The 7784-nt window shown below is 43.7% G+C and carries 7 protein-coding genes; 2 read left to right on the top strand and 5 right to left on the bottom strand.

The genetic code is table 11. The annotated features are described in order from the left end of the window. Positions 1 to 1984: DEAD/DEAH box helicase (locus tag QAS77_RS08840; protein ID WP_305065016.1), on the bottom strand; the 1984-nt coding region annotated here is incomplete at its 3' end. Positions 1985 to 2156: 172 nt separating this feature from the next. Between QAS77_RS08840 and QAS77_RS08835 the strand changes: the two genes are divergently transcribed. Both QAS77_RS08835 and QAS77_RS08830 read left to right on the top strand, forming a co-directional pair. After that, complete coding sequence (locus tag QAS77_RS08835) at positions 2157 to 3059, top strand: RAD55 family ATPase (protein WP_305065014.1); 903 nt, start codon at positions 2157 to 2159, stop codon at positions 3057 to 3059. Between the two features lie 242 nt (positions 3060 to 3301). Further along, a complete protein-coding gene (locus QAS77_RS08830; RefSeq protein ID WP_305065012.1) occupies positions 3302 to 3898 on the top strand; it encodes a GTP-binding protein in 597 nt (198 codons plus the stop codon). 117 nt (positions 3899 to 4015) lie between these two features. Here the strand turns inward: QAS77_RS08830 and QAS77_RS08825 are convergent, their stop codons facing one another. From QAS77_RS08825 to QAS77_RS08810, 4 genes are all read right to left on the bottom strand, one after another. Beyond that, on the bottom strand, positions 4016 to 4780 hold the full coding sequence (locus tag QAS77_RS08825) for an MTAP family purine nucleoside phosphorylase (protein ID WP_305065010.1): 765 nt from the start codon (positions 4778 to 4780) through the stop codon (positions 4016 to 4018). An 18-nt stretch (positions 4781 to 4798) separates the two neighbouring features. Next, on the bottom strand, positions 4799 to 5935 hold the full coding sequence (locus tag QAS77_RS08820) for a DUF373 family protein (protein ID WP_305065008.1): 1137 nt from the start codon (positions 5933 to 5935) through the stop codon (positions 4799 to 4801). A gap of 298 nt (positions 5936 to 6233) precedes the next feature. Beyond that, entirely contained in the window at positions 6234 to 6857 is a 624-nt protein-coding gene (locus QAS77_RS08815; protein ID WP_305065006.1) for a 6-hydroxymethylpterin diphosphokinase MptE-like protein, read from the bottom strand. A gap of 15 nt (positions 6858 to 6872) precedes the next feature. Then, positions 6873 to 7784, bottom strand: a 912-nt coding sequence (locus tag QAS77_RS08810; protein WP_305065004.1) for a DUF5915 domain-containing protein, incomplete at its 5' end; no start/stop codon positions are given.

Raw genomic sequence — 7784 nt, 5'->3', positions numbered from 1 at the left:
CCGCATCACGTATCAAGAACGCCTTTGATATCGAAAGAAAATGTCCTGCGGCAATACTTCCGAACTTCGTAAGTGCGATGGAATCATCCTTTATCGTAATAAACTTCTTCTTTTTCAATTTAGCAAGCAATGAACTAAAGGAAAAGTCCGCCAACATGTTCCGGTGTATGGTCTCCAGGTCCCTTTTCGATGTAGTGACAGCAGCGGTTGCCAGTATCTCCTCTATCTGTTCCTCTTCACCATACTTCACATCCGTATGTTCCATCTCGCCATTCAACAGCTTGATAGCAACTTCCTCTTCAGTACCGGTCTGCTCACTGGTATAATGTTTTTGAGGGGTGGCAAGCAAGACAACAATACCCCGGTCATGGAAGTCAGGCCTTCCCGCACGGCCAAGCATCTGAAGGAACTCCTGCATGTTCAGCCATTCTATACCCATGGCGAGGGATTCAAAGATGACCTGTGAGGCCGGGAAATCCACTCCTGCTGCAAGGGCTGCTGTAGTTACCACGACCGGTATGTCTCCCTTCTCGAACCGCCTTTCGATCTTCTTTCTCTCCTCCATTGAAAGACCTGCATGGTATGGGGATGCGGGTATCGATATTGCCTGTGCGATACTGTGACAGTTCCGGCGTGAATTTGTGAATATGATCGTCTGTCCCCGGTGTCCCTTCGAAGAGACCTTGGCATACTCGTCCTTGGCAAGCTTTGTCATCAGTCTGATCTTGCTGCTCTCCGGGCAGAAAAGCAGATGTCTTTCAATGGGTACCGGCCTGTATTCATATTCCACAAGCTCGGTATTGAGTCTTTTTGCGAGCAACTTTGGTTTTGCCACAGTTGCTGAAAGGTAAATGAACTGTGCACCTGATGCAACGTATTTGAGCCTCCCGATAACTCCATCCAGACGGTGACCACGCTCAGAGTCTTCTATCATATGCACTTCATCGATGACCACAGTACCGATCTGTCCCAGAAGATCGGCATCCCCTGTACGAAGTATAACGTCAAGACCTTCATATGTACCCACTATAATGTCGGCATCAAGTCCCCTTTTCATCTTTTTTGTCTTCGATGTCCTTATCTTCGAACTTCCTACTCTTATCGAGGTATTGAGCCCTATCCCTGAATAACGTTTGTTGAACTGATCATATTTCTGGTTCGCCAGTGCCACAAGAGGGACAAGATAGAGCATCTTTCCGTGTCCATGCAAGATGTTCTCAATACCCGCGATTTCTCCAATAAGGGTCTTTCCGGTAGCAGTAACTGATGTAACAAGCTGATTCCTTCTCTCCAGCAATCCCTTTTCGATGGATAGTGATTGTACCGGCAGGAATGTATCGGATTTTTGAAGCAGTATATCTTTAAGCTTTTTTGAGAGCGGGACATCCTTTATCTTTATCTTATTGGCATGTGTCTGTTGCTCTATCGTATCGAACCGTGTATATTCAAGGTCAAGTTCTTCCGGGCTCAGCATGCCTATGGTACGGTCAAGGTCACGCGTGGTGAGCATGATCTGCAGGATGCGATCTGCAGCCTCATCACCAATATAACTATGTGCATTACGAAGTGCCATCTCAAGCTCTTCCTTTGCACAATCCTCGCAAATTAGTTCGTGATGATATTTGATCGACTTCTTATTAATGAAATTGAACTGTTTCTTTAGCAGGCAGAACCTGCACACATGCACATCTTCCGATTCCAGGTGGAAATCATCCAGAAGTTCCCGGACGGCAGCTTCGCTCCTCTTTTCACTCTCAATATCGATAAGAATGCGCTCTGAGATCCTGAGAAGCTCAATGAACTCCTCTGGTTGTCTTAACTCCTCTTTATCATCTTTGACCACGCGAAATTTATGCGGACGTGGGCCTGCAGGGGATGTGCGAAGGATGAGCTCTCCGGTCAGGAGTGGCACTCTTTTACGGTCCTTGATGGCCATTACTATGACCTTTGCTTTCTCAGCTTTTAGGAATGTCCACAAAGTCATTTTCTGATTTCAAAGAGGTGCACTCACATATAAATCATGTTTGTCCAAACCTTTTTTAGATTTGATGTATGCACACGTAGGTATTCGTGTTCACACTCTTTATATATGTGTATACACTTACTCAATAATTGTATTGGATTGTACTGAGTAATGACGTTATGGGGGGTAGGACATGTCAGGTAGTCTTTCTATGGGTGTAGAAGTAATACTTACTCCAAAGTCGTCGGAGATGCAAAATACGGCAGTACAAGAATGCTCTACTTCAGAAGAGATTCCCAACCGCCGGAAACTTGACTTCTGTGCCGTCCCAAAGTCGAAAGTTCTTACTCGTGATCAAGTGCCTGAACCTCAGACTCCGGTCTATAAGGGTCCTATCATTTCACCTACTGGTATCTACGTTCTGGACCGAAGCCTTGGCGGTGGTTTGCCACTTAGTTCCATGATCTATTTTTCGGCAGATCCCAGATCAATGGCAGAGGTCTTCCTTTACGAATTTACTCAATCACGCAAGACATACTATTTTACCACAGGGCGCAGACCTAAATATATCATGAGGGATATAATAAATCAGAATCTTGATCCATCTCACATCGTATTTGTCGATATCTACAGTGAATATTATTTTACTCCACTGGGTGATATGATCGATAATGTGGGCAATGAGTATGTCGACTCCAAGATCCTCGAGTTCACTGAATATAATCTGCACAACATCCAGAACGATGCTGTCGATGAAGATATCAACATTATCTTTGACAATTTCTCATTCTTCATGAATCTCAATGTGAATCCCGGTCTGTTGAAGAGGTTTACCAACATAATCTACGAAACCTCTAAAGAGACCAATAGCATGTTCTATCTTTATTCATTGAAAGGATGCTACGATGAGCATATTGAAAATGAGGTGCTTAACGCTTCTGATGTCATCTTCGATGTAAGCGTTGACCACAGCTGTGATCATGTAATAAGCAAGCTCGCAATTCCCAAGATACGCGGAATGGTGCCTAATTCGGACGTTCTCAAGTTCAAAGTTTCAGAAGGTGTGCAGATCGATACTTCAAAGGATATTGCATGATGAACGACAGCATGGGGCAATATTTCACTTTGTTTTCCCTTTATCCTTAAAGAGTTCAACTGCTTTCATGGAATGTTAGCTGCTTTTTCACCGAACTTCATTGTTATTTGAAAATACATTTTCCCAATGATCTGCTATTTTTTCGGATTTTCTTTATGCTGATATTATTTAGTTACTTTTTATCTGGCAAGAAGGCCATGTTTATACGTTAACAGATCCAAATAGGTAATACGGGGAGTTCAATGAGAACAATTCTTTTATGTGGTTTGCAGGGAAGTGGGAAAACTACCTTAATAGGCAAGATCGGAACATATCTTGGTGAAATAAGCAAGAAACTGGCAATAATAATTATAGGTGAAGGCGATACAAAGCTTGATGATAGTTCCCTCCCCTTTGAGGGAATCTCTATACAAGAATTATTTGTTGAATGTGTGCCTTGCAGTTTGCGGTTTGCTGTCGAAAAGACACTAAAGGAGATGGCTGATAAGTCTGTCCCTGAATTTGTGTTCATAGAGCTTGAAGGTCCTGCCTTTCCAGCTCAGATAAAAGAAAGCCTTGACTACATGCCTTTTGAGGATCTGTCCTTCCTGCTTGTATACCTTTTAGATGCAGGCACTTTTAGCAGTGAAATTGCCAAATTGCCAAATTTCATCATTAAACAGATCAGGGTATCGGATATTATCGGTATAAACAAGATCGATTCTACAGATATGGCTAAGGTATCTTCAATAAGATATATGCTTGAAGCTATCAATCCGGATGTTAGCATATTTGAATTTTCAGCTAGGGATCACGATGAAGGGTTTGGAAAGTTCATCGAAACGCTAGTAGGCAATTAATTGATGACCTTGTCGATCTTTTGGATCGGGGAACTGGGTAGCAAGCATCAGGGTATGTTCAGCTATCGTAAGTTATATTTTTTGCATAATTCCCCTGAGATTACCTCTGTACTTGCCTTAAAGGCGTGCACCGTGGGTCGCATCTTTGCAGCCACAATCCCTTTCCATGGGAAGGTTGTCAATGGCATCGAACAGTATTTCCAGCAGAATATCCTGTTTTGTGCAAAGTTCTTCCACAACTTCATCTGCAGTTATCTTGTTATCGTTTATTCCACAAGCCTGGTTAGTGATGGTACAAATAGACGCATAACAAAGTTCCAATTCCCTTGCCAACACAACTTCCGGTAATCCTGTCATCCCCACGATGTCGCCGAAAGTGCTCATCATCGCTATTTCTGCACGGGTCTCGAAACGTGGTCCTTCGGTGCATACATAGGTGCCTCTGGTGTAGCTGAGACCTTTTTTATCAAGGGAATCCATCAGGCATTTGCTTATGATGTGGCAATATGGCTCCGTCATGTCCACATGAACGGTGTCCTTATCATAGAATGTGGATATGCGACTTTTGGTAAAATCGATAAAATCATCAGTTACTACAAAGCTTCCTATTGGATGGCCTTTCATGGTGCCTACTGAATTAGTTGCTATTATTCTTTTCACACCAAGTTCGCGGATGGCCCAGATGATGGCACGGTAATTGATCATGTGTGGAGGTACATGTTCGGCTGCACCGGAATGTCGGGGTATCATTGCGATGCTCTTCCCATTGTTCTGGGTAATATGCACCCCTACATCTCCATAGGGTGTGGCTATGATCTTTGTATCTCCATCTGTAAAAGAAGAGGATCCGATACCACCAAGTATTGCTACATCTATGCTCATGGTTGGTAATTTGTCTTTTTAGTTCTTATTTTTATCCTTTTTACCTTTTTTGACCTTACGTTGTGTGTCAGAAAAGGATTCTTTTAGGGAGGTCTTAATGCCTGCAAGAGCAATTATTATCGCTCCTACTACTGAATATATGAAATATTGGAGGCTAAGGTCGGGTACATCCGATGCACCGGGTAATGCACTGACTGATAGTATGTAGGTACTCGCACCCCAGAAAAGCAATCCCATTGCCGTAATGAATAGTGATGGTGATACATCCTTTATTGAAAAATGATCGTTTATTTTCAGGTCGACCATTTTTCCTATGTTGGCAAAAAGTATGGCTATCACATACCACCAGACCGTAACATTGATGAATACGGTAAATAACGTGATAAGTCCATAATACCAGCCACCACCTGCGGTAAAGTACTTCCACAACGTGACTGCTCCTATCATTGTGGCTATTACTGCAAGGATTATGGCAATTGTATTTGTCACAAATGTCATTTGCCCTTCGTAGTAGGACCCCTTCATCCTTTCCCTTAAAAGGGCGAAAGGCTGGTCAAGATTGAATCCGCGGTAAAGCATGTAAGCACCGATAGCTGCTAAAATCCCGATTATAGCACCTTCGGGATAGTTTGCCAGAAGGAATATTGCATATATCAATGCTGTAAGTCCAATTGGTACGAAGAACGTTTGTGATATCTTCGGGTCATTGAATGCGTTCTTGAGGATGTAGTATGTACTTTCAAGATTTGCACTCTGCTGGACCACTATTCGTTTTACGGAGTCTATCTTGACGCGTGATTGGACGATCGGTATAAGGGTTTCATCCTCTGCACCATCGGAAATAAAGATCGCATTCGTGATATCATTCTCTTCCAGGAACGCATCAAGCTGGACAACTATCTTCTGATCTGATATTACCCCTACGTTCTTGTCCCCTGCAAAGGTCACAATTTCCGCATCAATACCCTTTGAATGTAGCTCATTGAGGACATTGATACCTCCGAATATCGTATTTGAATCGGAGTCTTCAGGATCAACAGTTGCAAGTTCCACTGCAGCCTTGATATTATCTTCACGCCCTTTGATGGGGCTGGAGACATTTGCCTTTTCTCCCAGGTCATTATCCCTGTCGATACAGATCACTAAAGTTCGCATAAAACCTCTTTAGAATTTAACAATATTCGTTATTTTATTTATAATGTAATGAAGGACTATATTTTCGATTGAATATTACAATTGAAACAATATAAAATATACTGTATTATTGTAATTGCTATCAATATTTATGGGTGGTGTATGGAAATAATTTCATCTCGACTCTGTCTGAAATAGTTTTTCCTCCCATGGCGTAGGTCCGAACCAACTTTTCGTATATTCTCTCAAAATACTAATTGATGAACAAAAAAAGAACAAAGAAAGAAAAAAAGAGGGAATGGGAGGAAGAATTAAAAGTTCAGAGGACGCCGAGCAACTTCTTCGCCCAGCCAAGCTTCTTATGTTTCATCTCAGTTACGTTCTCATCGTCAAAATCGAAACCTGCAAGGGTTATGCTGGCCGCATTGAACTCGCCTGCGAGGAAAACGCATCTGTCGCCGTCGGTGAAACCACCGAAGTTGTATATGTTGCTTAAAGGGGCTGCCTGTGTGGTGCCTATGATGTTGTTGAACCTTGGAACATACTTGAATATCAGTTCAATATTATCGCCGTGGGCGTGTATGACTGCAATTGAGCCTTCCTTGTTTGCCTGTATCTCTTTTTCCACATCGCCATCAAGGTCTGTCACGATGACCGCTGGTATGATGCCTCTGTCCACAAGCGTTGCAGTGGCACCATCGGCTGCGATGACAACGTGGTCTTCGATATTGACCTGGTCAAGCTCCTGTGCCAGTGTGGGTGCATTCCCACAGACAAGCACATCCTTTCTGGAAATGAGCTCTTCAAGTACATCGGTACTTGCGGTGTTAGGTCCTATCAGAAGATGGGAAAGGATGTTGGCAGCATTCTCATCTTCTTCCCTCAAGAACCCGAAGTCCTCGAGGATCGCTTCATAGACTGGCTCCCACTTTTTAAAATCCATTTTCACACCTTTGTATTATTCTTCCTTTGAGATCGCAATGGTCATCGGGATGCCTTCAACATTCCATTCCTTCGCGAGCTCTCCTGTGGTCTCGACATCCAGGCCGATCACAAGCACGTTTGCACGTACCTCTTTCGCGATGTAGTTCTCAAAGTCGAGAACAAGGTCGAGTACCCTTTCATCGCTGATCTGTATGTGTGCTCTGATGCTGTCATCGACATCAAGGTCAAGTTCCTTACGCATGTCCTGTATTCTGCGAATGACCTCTCTTGAATAGCCTTCTGACTCTATCTCACGGGAAAGTTTTGCATCAACGAAGACAACTCCGCCATTGAATTCAGCACTTCCCACATCTTCCGGAACTGTTTCGCTGAAATTGACCATTTTCTCAGTGATAGTCACGTTCGTACCGTCTGCAAGGGTGATCTCCATCTTTCCGCCGGCAAGTCCTTTCTTCAGGTCATAAGCATCCATTGCGCCGATAGCGGCACTGATCTTACCTGCATCTCCTTTGAAGACCGGTCCGATAGCTCCGGGGTTAGGTGCGGATTTCACTCCAAGCTCGTTCCAGCTTTCTCCTACATTGGTAGTCTCGATATCCTTGGCATTTGTCTGGTCCATAAGAACATAGCGCAGTCCTTCGACAGCTGCGATCGTGTTCTCATCTGTCGGGCTGACAACTATGCGTGATACCGGCCATCTGAGTTTACGTCCTACTTTCTGGCGAGCGTTGGAAGAAGCCTCGACGATAGAGCGTGCGACCTTCATCTGTGCTTCAAGGCTGGCGTCAACAAGTGCTTCGTTGACAACTGGCCAATCGCAGAGGTGGATGGTCACAGGTGCATTTTCATCAACGTTCCTCACAAGGTTCTGGTACATTTCTTCCGCAAGGTGTGGCATGAATGGTGCGATCAACTTTGCAGTGGT

The organism is Methanococcoides sp. (genome assembly GCF_030594565.1).
Lineage (GTDB): Archaea > Halobacteriota > Methanosarcinia > Methanosarcinales > Methanosarcinaceae > Methanococcoides > Methanococcoides seepicolus.
The sequence above is the reverse complement of the archived record's forward strand: the minus strand, read 5'-3'. Positions and strand labels throughout refer to the sequence as shown.